Here is a 14,937-nt window from a genome sequence, read left to right as displayed (position 1 = left end):
TTCCCTGCCCTCGGTGGTTGGCGAAATCACACTATTCACGTCCCGACCGGCGTCCGTCGCCGGGGGTCGACCTCTCAGCCCCGTACGGGGCTGACCCGCAGGTCAGGGCCTACACAGCGGGGGCCGCCTTCGTCATCGCGTTGATGACCCGGTCCATCGCGTCCCCGCCCCGCGGGTCGGTCAGGTTGGCCAGCAGCTTGAGAACGAAGCGCATGAGCAGCGGATGTGGCATTCCGTGTTTGGTCGCCAACCGCATGATCTCCGGCTTGCCGATCAGCTTGACAAAGATCCCACCGAGTCGGTAATAGCCCCCGAACCGGTCCTTGAGCACCTGCGGGTACGCCATCAGCGCCCGCTCCCGCTCCGGACCCGCCGATCGGGCCAGCGCCTGGACCGCGACCTCCGCGGCAAGCTCACCGGACTCCATCGCGTACGCGATGCCTTCGCCGTTGAAGGGGTTGACCATGCCACCGGAGTCACCGACGAGCAGCACGCCCCGGGTGTAGTGCGGAACCCGGTTGAAGCCCATCGGCAGTGCGGCACCGAGGATCGGACCCTCGGCGTTGGCCTCGTCGGCCATCCCCCAGTCCGGCGGGGTGTTCGCCAGCCACTCGGTGAGCAGCCGACGGTAGTTCGTCTTGCCGAAGGCGTTCGACGAGTTCAGGATGCCCAGGCCCACGTTGACCCGGCCGTCACCCAGGCCGAAGATCCAGCCGTACCCGGGGAGGAGCTTCTCGCTGCCCTTGGCCCGCAGTTCGAGCCAGGACTCCAGGTAGTCGTCGTCGTGGCGGGCCGGTGAGCGGTAGTACCGCCGGACCGCGACCCCGAGTGGACGGTCCTCCCGCTTGGCCATCCCGAGGGCGAGCGGGAAGCGCCCGGAGACGCCGTCGGCCGCCACCACCAGGGGCGCCCGGAAGGTGGCGGATTCCTTGCCCGGACCGACCTCGGCCTCGACCCCGACGACGTGGTCGTCCGCGTCGAACACCGGCCCGGTCACGTTGACGCCGGTGCGCAGCTCGGCACCGGCCGCCACCGCCTGGCGGGCCAGCAGGTCGTCGAAGTCCAGTCGGGTGCGGACCAGCCCGTAGTTGGGGTAGCTGGCCAGGTCCGGCCAGTCGAGTTCGAGGCGGACGCCGCCACCGATGACCCGCAGGCCCCGGTTCTGCAGCCAGCCCGCCTCGGGGGACGTGTCCACGCCCATCCGGATCAGCTGCCGGACCGCCCGGGGGGTCAGCCCGTCGCCGCAGACCTTCTCCCGGGGGAACTCGGTCTTCTCCAACAGCAGCACTCGTACGCCGTGCCGGGCCAGGTGGTACGCGGTCGCCGAGCCACCGGGTCCGGCGCCGACGACGATCACGTCGGCATCGTGCTCCACCGCGGTCATCCGCGCCTCCTCCCGTTCGCTCGTGAAATGCTTCACAAGCCGGACGGTGAGGAGTCTATGACCGGCGTAACACGCCAGACGGGTTAGGCAAACCTAAGTTTCCGAGGTGACAGCGGGTTACACCTGTTCGTTTTCCGATTTCTCCCTGATTCCGGTCCGGTTTCCGGTACCGATCTCGACCAACAGTGATCATCGACGATGCGGCCCCGTCCGACGCCCCACCCTCAGTGGTGACCCCCGGTGACCGGGTTCGAGTCGACGTCCCGGCGGATCGCCTCCGGTAGATGTTCGCGCAGACTCCCGCCGGCGGCCCGGTCCAACGCCGCCAGCACCTCGGAGACCACCTGACGGGCAGCCACCGGGTCGGCCCCGGCCAACTCCTTGAGCTGGGCCACCAGCTCGGCGGCATCGTCCTCGGTGGCCGGCTCACCGGCCGACGGGTCTGCTCCGGTCATGCGCGCAGCCTACGGGCGAAATCGACAAAACTCCGGGGTTTCACATTTCGTACCGGGACACCGGAAGACGCCTACCCGTCGGCTGCGACGGACACCGCTCACCGACGGGCGGTGTGCGCCGTCGGCACCGGGCGACCGGTCAGGAACGGGTGGCCCGGTGCAGGGCGACGACGCCCCCGGTGAGGTTGCGCCAGGCGACCCGCTGCCACCCGGACCCCGCGATCCGACCGGCCAGACCGGCCTGGTCCGGCCAGGCCCGGATCGACTCGGCCAGATAGACGTACGCCTCGGGGTTGCTGGACACCGTCCGGGCCACGGTCGGCAACGACCGCATCAGGTACGACAGGTAGACGGTCCGGAACGCCGGATTCACCGGGGTGCTGAACTCGCACACCACCAGCCGACCGCCGGGCCGGGTGACCCGGGCGAACTCCCGCAGGGCCGCCTCGGGGTCGGCCACGTTGCGCAGGGCGAAGGAGATCGTCACCGCGTCGAAGCTGGCGTCCGCGAACGGCAACCGCAGTGCGTCCCCCGCCAGCAACGGCAGCGTGGGACGGGTCCGCCGACCGGCGGCCAGCATGCCGAGGGACAGGTCCAGCCCGACCGCGTACGCCCCGGACTGGGTCAACTCCTCGGTGGAGACTCCGGTCCCCGCCCCGACGTCGAGCACCCGCTCGCCGGGGAGCAGGTCGAGGGCGGCCCGGGTGGCCCGTCGCCAGAACCGGTCCTGACCGAAAGAGAGCACGGTGTTGGTCAGGTCGTACCGCGCCGCCACCCCGTCGAACATGGCGGCGACCTCGTGCGGCTGCTTGTCCAGACCGGCGCGCTGACCCTGCGGCATACCACTCACCCCTCCACTCTGCCAGCCTCCCGCCGACGGCAGGGAAGTGCCCCTCCCATCGCTCTCCGATGTGCAGGGGGACCCTTCCGCTCGGCGGGCGGGGAGCGGACACAGTCGGGGCGGAACGGGTGACCCCGTCCCGCCCCGACTGCGGTGCGTTATGTAAACGGCCCGCGCGGGCCGATGGAGGACGAACCTCGTCAGTTGCTCAGTTGTCGGACTTCTCGTCAGCAGGGGCGACCAGGACCACCCGACGCCGCCGGGACACCAGGAACATCGCCCCGCCCGCGAGCAGGACGGCCACCCCGATACCACCGATCAGACCGGCCTGCGGGCCGGTGACCGGGAGGCCGGGCGGCTCCTCGCCACCGCCACCGTCGCCGCCCCGAGCAGCCACGATGACAGCGTAACTGTCGGTGTTGTCAGAGGCGTCGATGTCCTCGACGTCGGTCAGGACGGTGACGTTCTTCGGCAGGGACTTCGGCTTCGCGGTGGCGGTACGCAGCTCACCGGCGAGCGGCTCCACAGTGACCTCACCCCCGGAGAGGCTGCCGGCCTTCACACCCTTGGCGACGGTGAGCAGGTGGAGGAACCCGTACCCCTCGGCGTCGCCCTCGTCGTCGCTGTGGAACGGGGCCAGCGGCAGATTCCGGTGGGTGCAGACGGCCGAGGTGCGGTCCGCGTCGTACTCGCAGTTCTCGTCGGTCTCGGTGAAGGTGACCCCCTTGGGCAGGGTGACCCTGACCCGGAGTCCGGCGGCCGCCTCGTCACCCTGGTTGAGCCCGAAGTACGTCAGGACGCCGGTCTCACCGGCGTGCAGGTCGCCGAGGACCCGGAGTTCGCCGCCCTTGACCTCCACGGACTGCTTGACGTCGTCGGCCAGGACGAAGAGGTCGGGGCCGCTCTTCTTGGTCAGCTCCAGCTTCGCGGTCCGACGGTTGTTCGACGTGTCGGTGTCGTCCGGCGACGAGATGGTCACCGTGACGGGGGCCGAGTACGCCCCCTTACGCTCGCCGAACTTGAACACCACGATCGGGAGGTCCAGGGTCTCCCCCGGGCCGGGCAACTCGTCGGCGGGCACGGCGCAGGTCCACCGGGCCATCCGTTCCTCGCTGCCCTCGATCTCGCAGTCGGTTCCGGCGGGTGCCGCGAGGACGTACCTGATGTCGACCTTCGACACGTCGATGCTCACGGAGAGGGCGGTCGGGGTGTTCTTCCCCCGATTCGTGATCTTGGCGAAGGCCAGTTTCAGCGGTGCCTCATCCGCCAGCCGGGTGCCGACCACGTCCAGCGAGAGGTCGGTCTCGGTGGAGGCGGCGTACGCCGGGGCGCCGAGCCCGGCAACGATGCCGGCGGCGAGCAGTACGGCAGCACCGAACCGGGCCGGCCGCCGACCACGAAAGATCATCAAGGGTTCTCCCGCAGGATGAAGGGGGTATGAGCGGGCACGCTAGCTCCCGCTCGACACCTTCGCCACCCCGTCCCCGGGCCGCCGACGAGCCGTCTCGACCGATCCCCGCATCCAGGCTGTCCGATATTGACGGAGATGCTGCGGGAAGGCCGTGATGGTTTTCCCCCGAACGGCCACCTCGACCGCCATCTTCGACCGGGCAACCCCGGCCGGTACGCCCGATCAACCGGCCGGTCGGCACCCCACGGCAGTACCCGTACCGAGACGCAACCGCAACCGATCCGTGCCCGGCGGCGGTCAGTTCACCGGGGTCAACGGCAGCGACTTCCCGGCCCCGCCGCCCGGCATGGCGATGGAGGAGAAGTGGGACACCACCCGCTCGTCGACCGGGTCGTCGGCCGGGGTGTGGTGCACCGCCAACCGGTTGTAGAGGGTGTCCCGCTGCGCGGGGACCCGACCCGCGGTACGGATCATGCCGATCAGCTCGTGCAGGTTCGACCGGTGACGGGCACCGGCCGAGGAGATGACGTTCTCCTCCAACATGATCGACCCGAGGTCGTCGACGCCCATGTGGAGGCTGAGCTGACCGACGTCCTTGCCGGTGGTCAGCCAGGACGCCTGCAGGTGCGGGACGGTCTCGAAGAAGAGCCGGGCCACCGCGACCAGCCGTAGGTACTCGAGGGTGGTCGCCTGGGTGCGCCCCTTGAGATGGTTGTTCTCCGGCTGGTACGTCCACGGGATGAACGCCCGGAACCCACCCGTACGGTCCTGGACGTCCCGGATCATCCGCAGGTGCTCGATCCGTTCGGCGTTCGTCTCGCCGGTGCCCATCATCATCGTGGCGGTCGACTCCACGCCCTGCCGGTGGGCCAGCTCCATGACCTCCAGCCACCGCTCGCCGGACTCCTTGAGCGGGGCGATCGCCTTACGCGGACGCTCCGGGAGCATCTCCGCCCCGGCCCCGGCGATCGAGTCCAGCCCGGCGGTCTTGATCCGGGCGATCGCCTCGTCCAGGCTCACTCCGGAGACCTTGGCCATGTGCAGGATCTCGCTCGGCCCGATCGAGTGGATGGCCAACTGCGGGTACGCCTGCTTCACCGAGGAGAACAGCTCCTCGTAGTACTCCACCCCGTAGTCCGGATGGTGCCCGCCCTGGAGCATCACCTGGGTGGCCCCCAGTTCGACGGCCTCCCCGCACCGGCGCAGGATCTCCTCGGTGGGGTGGGTCCACCCCTCCTTGTGCTTCGGGGCACGGTAGAACGCGCAGAACTTGCACGCCGTGACGCAGACGTTCGTGTAGTTGATGTTGCGATCGATCAGGTACGTGACGACGTTGTCCGGGTACCGCCGCCGCCGGACCGCGTCGGCCGCCTCCCCCAACGCGTGGAAGGGCGCCTCGGTGTAGAGCGACAGCGCCTCCTCGGGCGTGATCCGCCCGCCGTCCGCGCCGCGCTGCAGGATGTCGTCGATCTCCCGGCTCCTCGTCACACCAGCGAGCGTACGCCGACCCACCTGGCCCCCCTCACCCACCGGCACTCGACCACCCCCCGCAGCCACCCCCCGACCATGATCGTTCACACCCGACCCACCTGCCCCCAGCCCCCGCCCGACGCCAGCCCCCGCAGCCCCCGTTGATCAAGGGATTTGCGTCATCCTCGACCGCCACCGTGACGCAAACCCCTTGATCGACGCTCTGAGCGGGGAGGGGGTCAGGAGAGGGGGGTGTTTTGGTGGGGGGTGTCGGCAATGAAGGCGGTCCACGAAGTCCGGGCGAACACCAGGATCGGCCCGGACGGGTCCTTCGAGTCCCGCACCCCGACCACCCGCACCCCCTCCGTCACCTCCACGCAATCGCTATCCGAGCCACTACGGGTCGACTTGTGCCAGGTCGCTCGGGCCAGGTCAGAGTTGATCATTCAACGGCTCCCTTCTCGCTCATACTCAGCCGCGACCTGCACCACGAAGTCAATTGATTCGACTGAGTTCAATGCCTTCTCGGCCAGGCTGTCCGCCGCCCGCCGGAAGACCGCGACTTGATCCGCCTCCTCCAGGAACGTTCCGGAGATCTTGTGCTCGAGATGCACGACGGACGGGTGGAAAGGGAAGTCGAACAGGACGAACCCCCCGTCCAGCCCGGTGTGCCCACCGAACGCAAGCGGGACCACTTGCAGCCGCAGGTTCGGCCGGTCAGCCAACGAGACCACGTGCCGGAGCTGGCGGGCCATCACCCTCGGACCACCGAGGGGCCGACGTAGCACCACCTCATCGATGATGAAGTGCAGCTCCGGCGGCACGTCGCGAGCAAGCACTGCCTGTCGCCCGAGCCGGGCAGCGACCCGAGCCTCCGCATCCGCTTTGGCAACACCACATGCCCGCATCAGAGCAGTGGTGTACTCCGGCAGCTGAAACAGCCCCGGGATCAGCAGCGGCTGCCAACTCACGATGCGCGTCGCCTCGGCTTCGAACTTGTTGAAAGTACGAGACCAGGCGGTCAGGCCAGCGCTATGGACCTCCCACCAACCCTTGTCACGCGACCGCTCGGCCATCGTCAGTAGTCGCTCACGTTCCTGACCGACGACACCGTAGACGGCCAGCAGCGCTGCGACCTCTTCCACGCGGACGCCTTGCTGACCAGTCTCGATCCGGGAAAGCTTCGATGACTGCCAGCCGAGCTGGGCAGCGACCGCCGAACCAGTAAGCCGCTGACCTCGCCGCAGCTGCCGCAACTCGCTGCTCAGACCGCGACCCACCACCGTCGGCAAGCTCCGCTTCGGCACCAACCCTCCCTGCTGAGCCCTATTGACACGGTCACCCTACGCGACCATCATAGTTGCAAAATTGCGATCCACCCAAGCAATTTTCACACATGAAGGAGTTGACTTGGACACCTCGAACCTCGCCCCTGCCTCGCCAGCATGGTTGCGGCCGTTTGATCCGGCGGACTCGCCCGGCCCCATCCCGTCGGTCGTCGAGCGGTTTCGACGGCGTGGACGAGGCGAGCCGGAGCCGCCCACCGAGGCCGAACGGGAGGCCGCCAGGTACACGGTGGTGCTGGTGTCACCCGACGCTGCGCAGGCCCTGGGCGACGGGCGGAGCGAGGTCGGGCTCCAGATGTTCCGTGACGAGGAGTGGGACGGCTGTCCGGCGCACCTGGACGAGGCGGTCAAGCTGATCGAGGAGGCCTGCGGCGAGCCAGTCACGCTCACCGAACACCACTCCGACCTCACCTACTGGACCGCCCACCCGCGCCCGACCCTGACCCGGTGATCACCCACCCCAGCAGCCGCCGCTCGGCATGATCGTTTGCAGGTGACCGACTCGACATGCCGACGAAAGCGTAGGTGGGCTGCAAACGATCATGGTTGTGCCGCTCAGGGGTGGGCCTCGACGTGGTCAGGCGTCGTAGTCGATGGTGAGGGTGTCTGTGGTGGGGGTGGACTGGCAGGTCAGGACGTATCCGGCGGCCACCTCGTCCGGTTCCAGGGCGAAGTTGCGGGCCATGGTCACCGCCCCGTCGACCACCTTCGCCCGGCAGGTCGAGCAGACCCCGCCCTTGCAGGCGTACGGCAGTTCGGGGCGGACCTTCAGTGCCGCGTCCAGCACCCGCTCTCCCGCGTCCATGGCGAACCGGGACGACCTACCGTCCAGCACGATGGTCACCTCCGCACCGGCGGCCCGGTCCTCGACCCGGCGTACCGGCTCGGGTGGGGCGTCGACGTGGAACAGTTCGGTGTGTACGGCGGTGTCGGGCACCCCCCGCCCGGCCAGCACCGCCCGGGCGTCGGTGACCATGCCGTACGGGCCGCAGAGGAACCACTCCTCGATGGCGTCGGCGGGGACGACGGTGTCCAGCAGTCGGGTCAGCCGTTCGGCGTCGATCCGGCCGGAGAGCAGAGGTGACTCGCCCAGCTCCCGGGACAGGACGTGCACCAGGTGCAGCCGGGTCGGGTAGCGGTCCTTCAGGTCGGCCAGTTCCTCGGCGAACATCACGGAGTTCGCGGTGCGGTTGCCGTACACCAGGGTGAAGGTGCTGGCCTGCTCGACGGCCAGGGCCGTGGCGACCAGGGCGAGGACAGGGGTGATCCCCGAACCGGCGACGACGGCGCCGTAGCGGCGCACCCGCTCCGGCGCGAAGGCCGAGGTGAAGTGGCCCAGGGGCGGCAGGACCTCGACGGTGTCGCCGGTCCGCAGGGCGCGGCAGGCGAACGCGGAGAACGCGCCCCCGGGAACCTCCCGGACCCCGATCCGCAGCCGTCCGTGCCGGGCCAGCTCCTGGGGGGTCGAGCAGATCGAGTACGACCGGCGCACGTCCACGCCACCAGAGTCCACGGCCACGGCAGCGCCGTCGGCGACCACGGCCACGGCAGCGCCGTCGGCGGCGGCAGCGGCATCGGCGGAGGCGGCGGCGGCGGTGTCAGTCGACCGCCGGACCGTCAGGTGCTGTCCGGCGGAGAACCCGAAGACGGCCCGCAACTCCTCGGGTACGGCGAAGGTGACCGCCACGGCGTCGTCGGTGAGCCGGTCGACGGCGGCCACCGGCAGCGGGTGGAAGACCGGACGGCGGCGGACCGGGCGGGTGATGGTGACAGTCACAGTGCCTTCACATGGTCGAAGGGTTCCCGGCAGGAGCGGCACCGCCACAGCGCCTTGCACGCGGTGGAGCCGAAGCGGCTGACCTGCTCGGAATCCGCCGATCCGCACTGCGGGCAGCGGACGGCGAGGGTCAGCGGCACCGCGCCGGAGGCGGCCGGTGCGGGTGGGGCGATCCCGGCGGCGGCGAGCTTCGCCCGGCCGACCTCGGAGATCCAGTCGGTGCTCCACGCCGGACTGTGCACCGTGTGCACCTCGGCCTCCGGGTGGCCGACGGCGGCGAGCGCGCGACGGATGTCGGCGCGGATCACGTCCATGGCGGGACATCCGGTGTACGTCGGGGTGATGGTGACTGTCACCCGGCCGGTGTCCGGATCTTCCTGCACCGACCGGAGGATGCCGAGGTCGTCGATGGTGACCACGCGGATCTCCGGATCCACCACCGCCGCCACCGCCGCCCTGGGAGCCGAAGCCGCCGCCACCCTGTGAGCCGAAGCCGCCGCCACCCTGGGAGCCGAGGCCGCACCCCTGGGCGCTACCACGATGCCCCCGGATGCGCCCGGTGCAGGACCTGGAACTCGGCGAGGAGGAACCCCAGGTGCTCGGTGTGCACCCCGTCCCGACCTCCGGCGGGTCCCCAGTCGTCGGTCGGACGGGTCAGCGTCGCCTCGGTCAGCACCGGCTCCACGGTGCCCAGCCACTCGTCGCGCAGGGTCGTCGGGACGGCCACCACCCCCTGCTCGTCGAGGCGGGCGGTCACCTCGTCGGCGGCGAACAGCTCACCGGTGTACGGCCAGATCTGGTCCACCGCCGCCTGCATCCGCCGGTGCGACTCGTCGGTGCCGTCCCCGAGCCGCTTCACCCACAGCGTCGCGTGGTCGAGGTGGTAGGCCGACTCCTTGCGGGCCTTCGCCGCGATCGCGGCGAGCCGCTCGTCGCGGGAGGTGACCAGGCGGTCGTACTGGATCCGCTGGTGGGCGGCGAGGAAGAGGAGCTTCGCCATGGTCACCGCGAAGTCGCCGTTGGGCAGCTCGACCAGGAGACAGTTGCGGAACTCCCGGTCGTCACGCAGGTACGCCAACGCGTCCTCGTCCCGACCGGCGCCCTCCAGTTCGCCCGCGTACGTCAGCAGCAGCCGCGCCGCCCCGAGCTGGTCGAGGGCGATGTTGGCCAGCGCGATGTCCTCTTCCATCTCGGGTGCCCGGGTGGTCCACTCGGCCAGCCGTTGGGCGGCGACCAGCGCGTCGTCGCCGAGGCGCAGGACGAACTCGAACAGGTCGCTCACAGGTGCGCCACCCCGTCCGGGACCTCGTAGAAGGTGGGATGCCGGTAGACCTTGTCGGCGGCCGGGTCGAAGAACGCGTCCTTCTCGTCAGGGCTCGACGCGGTGATCGCCGCCGCCGGCACCACCCACAGCGACACCCCCTCCTGGCGGCGGGTGTAGAGGTCCCGGGCGTTGCGCAGGGCAAGTTCGGCGTCGGGGGCGTGCAGACTGCCGACGTGGGTGTGGGACAGCCCGCGCCGGGCTCGGACGAACACCTCCCACAGCGGGGACGGGCTGCCCGCCCGGGGCTGGTCGGAATCGCTCATGCCGCCACCGTCTCCTTCTCCTCGGCGCGCTTGGCGGCGTACGCCGTTGCGGCCTCCCGTACCCAGGCGCCGTCGGCGTGGGCCTGTCGGCGGTGTGCCATCCGCTGTCGGTTGCACGGGCCGTTGCCCTTGATCACCCGCATCAGCTCGTCGTAGTCGGGCTGGGTGTAGTCGTACGCCTGACGCTCGGCGTTCCAGCGCAGGTCGGGGTCGGGGATCCGGACCCCGAGGATCTCCGCCTGCTGGACGCACATGTCCACGAAGCGCTGCCGCAGTTCGTCGTTGGAGAACCGCTTGATCTTCCAGGCCATGGACTGCTCCGAGTGGGTGGAGTCGGAGTCCGGCGGGCCGAACATCGCCAGCGACGGGTACCACCACCTGTCGATCGCGTCCTGGGCCATCGCCCGTTGGGCCGGGGTGCCGTGCGACAGGGTGTGCAGGATCTCGTACCCCTGGCGCTGGTGGAACGACTCCTCCTTGCAGACCCGGATCATGGCCCGGGCGTACGGGCCGTAGGAGCACCGGCACAGGGGCACCTGGTTGACGATCGCCGCCCCGTCGACCAGCCAGCCGATCGCTCCGACGTCCGCCCAGGTCAGGGTGGGGTAGTTGAAGATCGAGCTGTACTTCTGCCGGCCGGCGAGCAGGAGGTCGACCAGCTCGTCCCGGGTGATCCCGAGGGTCTCGGCCGCCGCGTACAGGTAGAGGCCGTGTCCGGCCTCGTCCTGGACCTTCGCCAGCAGGATCGCCTTGCGCTTGAGGGAGGGTGCCCGGCTGATCCAGTTCCCCTCCGGCTGCATCCCGATGATCTCGGAGTGGGCGTGCTGGGCGATCTGCCGGATCAGGGTCCGGCGGTACGCCTCGGGCATCCAGTCCCGGGGTTCGATCTTCTGGTCGGCCTCGATCACACCGGTGAAGTACGCCGACAGGTCGGTGCCGGGTTCCCCGGCCGGTTCCTGACGCTGCCGGGCCGCCGCCTCGCGGAGGGCCGCCTCCGCCGCCTCGACCTCACCGAGCAGGCCACCGCCGGGTGTGTCGTCGCCGGCGAAGTCGTTGCCATACATGCCGACAAGTGTTACAGCTAGCCCCTCAGTGCACCAGAGGGTGTAACAGAATTCCGAGTGGCCCTTGCGTCGCCTGTCGGCTCGTCCGGGCCGTTGTCGGACGTGGACTTCGGTGTGAGGTAGGACACGTCCGGAAGATGAACCCGTCCAAGGGACGCATACCGGGCCGATCTTCCGGCATTCGGGCGCGTCGTGGCCTGCTGCACCCTGGCGTCGGCCTGCACCGGACGTAAACTTTGCCGGTCACACCGAGCAGGGCGATCACGGCCGCCAGGGCGACCCCAGCCTTCCCCCAGCCATCGGCGGCAGACCCTCGTTCGGCTCAACAACCCGGTCTCCCCCGGCCCTGACCTCTGGAGTTCGCCCACTCATGCGATCTCGCGTGATCAAGGTGCTCGCCGTCGTGGCGGTCCTGCTCGGCGGTGTCCTGCTGGTGCCGACCGCATACGCCCGACTCACGAACAGCCCGCCCACCGGCGAGGGCACCGCCGTCGCCTGGACCGCGCCGGAGCCCACCGAGCCACCGCCGCCCACGCTCGCCGACGCACCGGTGTCGGTGAACTTCAAGGGCGACTTCTTCTCCTGGGCGCTGCTCGACCACGCCACCGGGGAGCTCTCCGGGGCGAAGAACATGGCGAAGACCAACTCGACCGAATCCATGATCAAGGCTTGGTTCGCCGCAAACTACCTCCGCGAACTCGGGGACGAACCGATCCCGGGCAGGTTCCGCCGGGACATCGTCACGTCCATCCGGGACAGCAACGACGACGCCGCCAACCGGCTGTACTCCGCAGCCGGTGGGCCGGCCTCCATCCGCCAGATGATCATGGTGTGCGACCTGACCGACACCCGCCCCGGCCGGGTCCCCGGCTACCGGGGCTGGTGGTCCTTCACCGAGATGTCCGCCCGGGACGCGGTCCGGCTCGGTCGGTGCATCGCCGACGGCACCGCCGCCGGGCCGACCCACACCCCGTTCCTGCTCGACGAGATGAGCAAGGTCCGGGGCACCACCGACGACGCCGACCAGCAGCGTCGGGAGGGCGGCGGCCGGTGGGGGATCATCGACGGTCTCCCCGAGGCGATCCTCGACCAGGGACCGGTCGCCATCAAGAACGGCTGGACTCCATTGAACTATGACGGCAACTGGCACGTGAACTGTCTTGCCGTCACTGAGAAGTGGAGCCTCGCCGTGCTGCTGCGTTATCCCATCGCGAGCGGTCTCGACTACGGGGCAGACCTCTGCGCCGCGGTCGCCACCCAACTGGTCAGCCCGCAACCCGGTGCCGCCCTCAAGGTGCCGCAGCAACCGGTGGGCAAGCTCTGATGCCCGGTGACCGCCGTAACCGCCGCCGACCCCGGCGGGACGGGACATCCCCGTTACAACTCGTCGCCATCGCGTCGGTGCTGCTCGGGCTGGTTCTGATCTCGCTGCGGCTGCTGCCCGGCTCCCCGCTGGAGTCCATCGCCGCCGCCCGCTGGGGCGACGTGCCCGACACCACCAGCCGGGGCGGTGAGGCGACGAGCACCGACCGCAGTTCCCGGCCGACCCCGTCGCCCAGCCCCTCGCCCGACCCGCTCCCGTTCGACCTGACCAGCACCAGCATCGACGTCGAGATCGACGGCTGGTACGGCTGGAGCGTCATGGACACCCGCAGCGGCGAGATCATCGGCTCGAAGAACATGGACGAGACGAGCACCACCGCTTCGCTGATCAAGGCCTGGATCGTGGCCGACTACCTCCGCCGCGCCGACGAGGCCGGCGACAAGCCCGGTGACGGGAAGCTCAACGACGCCACGTTGATCATCCGCGACAGCGACAACCTCCGGACCGAGCGGCTCTACACCGAGGTCGGCCGGGCCGCCTCGATCAAGCGGATGATCAAGATCTGCGAGATGACGGACAGCAGCGTGGCCGACGACAAGGGGTGGAGCCGGACGAACCTCTCCCCCCGGGACACCACCCGGCTGGGACAGTGCATCGCCGACGGCCGCGCCGCCGGACCGGAGTGGACCGACTGGCTCCTCAAGGAGATGCGCCTGGTCCGGGGCTCGGGTGACTTCGGCATCCGCAAGGCGTTCTCGGCGAAGGTGGGCAAGACCATCGCCATCAAGAACGGCTGGGTCGACCGGATCGACGAGCAGGAGATCCACGTCAACTGCCTCGCCATCGGCGAGGACTGGACGATGGGCGTGATGCTGCGCTACCCCATCAACCGGGGCTACGAGTACGGCATGGACAACTGCGAGAAGGTCACCGACACCCTCCTACGCCGCCCGTAGGGAAAGGGTCGGCCCCGCAGGCGGGCCACCCACTGCGGCGGGTGGCCCGTGATGCAGGTGGGGGTCAGCCGGTGAAGAAGGCCGGGCCGCCCGCAGGAAGCGGCGGGGCGGCCCCGACGGCCGCCGCCCGACCGGCGAACTCCCGTAGCCCGGCCACCTGCCGCTCGCCCAGCGAGAAGTCCAGGACCCGGAAGTACGAGGCGAGCGTCGCCGCGTCGAACGGCTCCCACCGGGCTGCCGCCTCGGCGACCTGGTCCAGCTCGGCCAGGCAGAGGTCACGCGAGCGCAGGAACGCCTCGTGCACCTCCTTGACCATCCCCGGGTGGGCGGCGGCGAAGTCACGGCGTACGGCCCAGACGGCGAAGACCATCGGCAGCCCGGTCCACTCCTGCCAGGCCTGACCGAGGTCGGTGACCTCCAGCCCGCGCCGGGGTGCCTCGTAGAGGGCTCGGAGCGCCACGTCGCCGATGAGGACCCCCGCGTCGGCCTCCAGCAGCATCTGGGTCAGGTCGGGCGGGCACCGGAAGTACTCGGGGCGTACCCCGTACCGCTCGCCGAGCAGCAGCTGGGCCAGGAGGACGCCGGTCCGTGACGTCGAGCCGAGGGCCACCTTCGCGTCGCCGAGGTCGGCCAGCGGACGGGTGGAGACGATGTTCACCGACAGGACCGGGCCGTCGCTGCCGACCGCCAGCCCCGGCAGGAGCAGCAGCTCGTCGGCGTGCCGCAGGTACTCGACGTGCGAGATCGGCCCGATGTCCAGGTCCCCGGCGACGAGGGCGGCACTGAGCCGGTCCGGGGAGTCCTTGTGCAGGTCGACGTCGATGAGCGCCCCTGACCGCATCAGCCCCCAGTAGATCGGCAGGCAGTTCAGGAACTGGATGTGCCCCACTCGTGGTCGGGCGACGTGCTCAGCCATGCCCCGACCGTATCCCCGCCGTTCACGACCGACTCCGCCGGTGCCGCACCCAGTGGCCGACCCCGCATCCACAGGTCACCCCGGGCGCACCGACGCCGTCACGTCCGGCGACCTCCACCCGGCCCGGCGTCGTCGTGCACTGCGAGTCGTCGACCTCCGCCCGGGCCGTGGACCAGCCACGAAACGGGCCCGTCATTCGGCGCTAACAATTGTCACGGCTCGCGGAAATGGCGTACGAACAAATCGGAAACCTGAGGGGCTCCACAGGGTCGGTGGAAATTGCATCTACACCCCGAGTGAGCTAACGCACACAGCCCGCCGAAGGGGCGTCGGGGCTGGTCGAAGAGATATCGACGTTAATCGAGGGACAAAGGTCCCTTGACACCCGGTCGACCGGTCAGCAGGC

General features: G+C 69.8%; 16 protein-coding genes. 3 read left to right on the top strand and 13 right to left on the bottom strand.

Annotated elements, in window-relative coordinates; genetic code table 11:
* Nucleotides 1-109: 109 nt before the first annotated feature.
* The 7 genes from WHN02_RS06620 to WHN02_RS06590 all read right to left on the bottom strand — a co-directional run bounded on the left by WHN02_RS06620 (nt 110) and on the right by WHN02_RS06590 (nt 6,868).
* Nucleotides 110-1,384, bottom strand: a complete 1,275-nt coding sequence (locus tag WHN02_RS06620; protein ID WP_434743843.1) for a geranylgeranyl reductase family protein — start codon at nt 1,382-1,384, stop codon at nt 110-112.
* 224 nt (nt 1,385-1,608) lie between these two features.
* Nucleotides 1,609-1,839: a hypothetical protein gene (locus tag WHN02_RS06615; RefSeq protein ID WP_350894352.1), complete on the bottom strand. Its 231-nt coding sequence runs from the start codon at nt 1,837-1,839 to the stop codon at nt 1,609-1,611.
* A 139-nt stretch (nt 1,840-1,978) separates the two neighbouring features.
* The gene (locus tag WHN02_RS06610) at nt 1,979-2,680 is read right to left on the bottom strand and encodes a demethylmenaquinone methyltransferase (protein ID WP_434742530.1); all 702 of its coding nucleotides are present in this window, start codon (nt 2,678-2,680) and stop codon (nt 1,979-1,981) included.
* A gap of 208 nt (nt 2,681-2,888) precedes the next feature.
* Nucleotides 2,889-4,088, bottom strand: coding sequence for a hypothetical protein (locus tag WHN02_RS06605; protein WP_434742529.1), 1,200 nt, complete (start codon nt 4,086-4,088; stop codon nt 2,889-2,891).
* A gap of 300 nt (nt 4,089-4,388) precedes the next feature.
* On the bottom strand, nt 4,389-5,579 hold the full coding sequence (gene mqnC, locus WHN02_RS06600; RefSeq protein ID WP_434742528.1) for a cyclic dehypoxanthinyl futalosine synthase: 1,191 nt from the start codon (nt 5,577-5,579) through the stop codon (nt 4,389-4,391).
* A gap of 221 nt (nt 5,580-5,800) precedes the next feature.
* Entirely contained in the window at nt 5,801-6,007 is a 207-nt protein-coding gene (locus tag WHN02_RS06595) for a DUF397 domain-containing protein (RefSeq protein WP_434742527.1), read from the bottom strand.
* A complete protein-coding gene (locus WHN02_RS06590) occupies nt 6,008-6,868 on the bottom strand; it encodes a helix-turn-helix domain-containing protein (protein WP_434742526.1) in 861 nt (286 codons plus the stop codon). It lies immediately after the preceding gene.
* A gap of 103 nt (nt 6,869-6,971) precedes the next feature.
* Here WHN02_RS06590 and WHN02_RS06585 point away from each other — a divergent pair, with 103 nt between their 5' ends.
* On the top strand, nt 6,972-7,358 hold the full coding sequence (locus tag WHN02_RS06585) for a hypothetical protein (RefSeq protein WP_434742525.1): 387 nt from the start codon (nt 6,972-6,974) through the stop codon (nt 7,356-7,358).
* Nucleotides 7,359-7,484: 126 nt separating this feature from the next.
* On the opposite strand, the gene WHN02_RS06580 is transcribed toward WHN02_RS06585, so the two are convergent.
* Genes WHN02_RS06580 through paaA form a run of 5 tightly spaced genes read right to left on the bottom strand, consistent with a single transcriptional unit; the run spans nt 7,485 to nt 11,335 of the window.
* The gene (locus WHN02_RS06580) at nt 7,485-8,684 is read right to left on the bottom strand and encodes a 2Fe-2S iron-sulfur cluster-binding protein (RefSeq protein WP_434742524.1); all 1,200 of its coding nucleotides are present in this window, start codon (nt 8,682-8,684) and stop codon (nt 7,485-7,487) included.
* On the bottom strand, nt 8,681-9,163 hold the full coding sequence (gene paaD / locus WHN02_RS06575) for a 1,2-phenylacetyl-CoA epoxidase subunit PaaD (RefSeq protein WP_434742523.1): 483 nt from the start codon (nt 9,161-9,163) through the stop codon (nt 8,681-8,683). The genes WHN02_RS06580 and paaD overlap by 4 nt, the downstream gene beginning before the upstream one ends.
* Nucleotides 9,164-9,216: 53 nt before the next feature.
* Complete coding sequence (paaC, locus tag WHN02_RS06570; RefSeq protein WP_434742522.1) at nt 9,217-9,966, bottom strand: 1,2-phenylacetyl-CoA epoxidase subunit PaaC; 750 nt, start codon at nt 9,964-9,966, stop codon at nt 9,217-9,219.
* Nucleotides 9,963-10,271 (bottom strand): 1,2-phenylacetyl-CoA epoxidase subunit PaaB, encoded by a 309-nt coding sequence (paaB, locus tag WHN02_RS06565; protein WP_434742521.1) that lies wholly within the window; start codon nt 10,269-10,271, stop codon nt 9,963-9,965. Before paaB ends, paaC begins: the two co-directional genes overlap by 4 nt.
* A complete protein-coding gene (gene paaA, locus WHN02_RS06560) occupies nt 10,268-11,335 on the bottom strand; it encodes a 1,2-phenylacetyl-CoA epoxidase subunit PaaA (protein ID WP_434742520.1) in 1,068 nt (355 codons plus the stop codon). The genes paaB and paaA overlap by 4 nt, the downstream gene beginning before the upstream one ends.
* Before the next feature lie 370 nt (nt 11,336-11,705).
* Here paaA and WHN02_RS06555 point away from each other — a divergent pair, with 370 nt between their 5' ends.
* Nucleotides 11,706-12,659, top strand: coding sequence for a hypothetical protein (locus WHN02_RS06555; protein WP_434742519.1), 954 nt, complete (start codon nt 11,706-11,708; stop codon nt 12,657-12,659).
* The gene (locus WHN02_RS06550; protein WP_434742518.1) at nt 12,659-13,615 is read left to right on the top strand and encodes a hypothetical protein; all 957 of its coding nucleotides are present in this window, start codon (nt 12,659-12,661) and stop codon (nt 13,613-13,615) included. The genes WHN02_RS06555 and WHN02_RS06550 overlap by 1 nt, the downstream gene beginning before the upstream one ends.
* A gap of 64 nt (nt 13,616-13,679) precedes the next feature.
* Here WHN02_RS06550 and WHN02_RS06545 read toward each other — a convergent pair whose 3' ends face one another.
* A complete protein-coding gene (locus WHN02_RS06545; RefSeq protein WP_434742517.1) occupies nt 13,680-14,531 on the bottom strand; it encodes a menaquinone biosynthetic enzyme MqnA/MqnD family protein in 852 nt (283 codons plus the stop codon).
* Nucleotides 14,532-14,937 lie beyond the last annotated feature (406 nt).

Origin of the sequence: Micromonospora sp. SH-82 (assembly GCF_051132485.1) — a bacterium.
Taxonomy (GTDB): domain Bacteria; phylum Actinomycetota; class Actinomycetes; order Mycobacteriales; family Micromonosporaceae; genus Micromonospora.
The sequence above is the reverse complement of the archived record's forward strand: the minus strand, read 5'-3'. Positions and strand labels throughout refer to the sequence as shown.

Bases quoted from the DNA above. Each gene is read 5' to 3' on its own strand.
- WHN02_RS06555 (WP_434742519.1), top strand. From the start codon at position 11,706: ATGCGATCTCGCGTGATCAAGGTGCTCGCCGTCGTGGCGGTCCTGCTC.
- WHN02_RS06605 (WP_434742529.1), bottom strand. From the start codon at position 4,088: ATGATCTTTCGTGGTCGGCGGCCGGCCCGGTTCGGTGCTGCCGTACTG.
- WHN02_RS06545 (WP_434742517.1), bottom strand. From the start codon at position 14,531: ATGGCTGAGCACGTCGCCCGACCACGAGTGGGGCACATCCAGTTCCTG.
- paaA (WP_434742520.1), bottom strand. From the start codon at position 11,335: ATGTATGGCAACGACTTCGCCGGCGACGACACACCCGGCGGTGGCCTG.
- WHN02_RS06620 (WP_434743843.1), bottom strand. From the start codon at position 1,384: ATGACCGCGGTGGAGCACGATGCCGACGTGATCGTCGTCGGCGCCGGA.
- paaB (WP_434742521.1), bottom strand. From the start codon at position 10,271: ATGAGCGATTCCGACCAGCCCCGGGCGGGCAGCCCGTCCCCGCTGTGG.
- WHN02_RS06615 (WP_350894352.1), bottom strand. From the start codon at position 1,839: ATGACCGGAGCAGACCCGTCGGCCGGTGAGCCGGCCACCGAGGACGAT.
- WHN02_RS06550 (WP_434742518.1), top strand. From the start codon at position 12,659: ATGCCCGGTGACCGCCGTAACCGCCGCCGACCCCGGCGGGACGGGACA.
- WHN02_RS06610 (WP_434742530.1), bottom strand. From the start codon at position 2,680: ATGCCGCAGGGTCAGCGCGCCGGTCTGGACAAGCAGCCGCACGAGGTC.
- WHN02_RS06595 (WP_434742527.1), bottom strand. From the start codon at position 6,007: ATGATCAACTCTGACCTGGCCCGAGCGACCTGGCACAAGTCGACCCGT.